This window comes from Paenibacillus sp. 01T422 (genome assembly GCF_056398785.1).
On the sequence record NZ_JBFTQB010001645.1, the window covers coordinates 1 to 462 of the forward strand.

Below are 462 nucleotides of genomic sequence, written 5' to 3' on the forward strand. Positions count from 1 at the left end.
ATTTCGATCCCCATTTCTGGCTAGTTTAGCCAGACGTGCTTCAACAAAATTCAATTCGATTTCCTCCGGCTTCTTAGGCAATTCGACTCTTTTCAAATACATACGCAGAAATTACGTTTTGTTTTCAGAAATTAGGATTCCAACCAAAATTAAACCCATCCCTACCCATTGTAACCCATTTACCGGCTCAGCAATAATTAAATACGCAGCAATGATCGCCACTGGAAGCTCCACCGAACCTAACATAGCCGCAAGAGTGCTGCCAATACGGGGAATACCGATGTTGAAAGAAACCGTGGGCACAACCTGCCCTAGGAATCCCAGAAGAAGGCCCCACAGCAGCAGTTCGCTTCCATTCTCTTGCACAAAAATCGTAGGAGGATATAAGACATATATCACGGGAATCGTTGCGGTTAGCATAATGGCTGAGTTCATTAGAGGTGGAAGAGGACTAACTACCTG

At 44.6% G+C, this 462-nt stretch carries 1 protein-coding gene; it reads right to left on the reverse strand.

Going from position 1 to position 462, the window contains the following annotated elements; all coding sequences use genetic code 11:
• Nucleotides 1-111: 111 nt before the first annotated feature.
• A partial coding sequence (locus AC1DUA_RS40585) for an EamA family transporter (RefSeq protein WP_477505013.1) occupies nt 112-462 on the reverse strand: 351 nt, incomplete at its 5' end.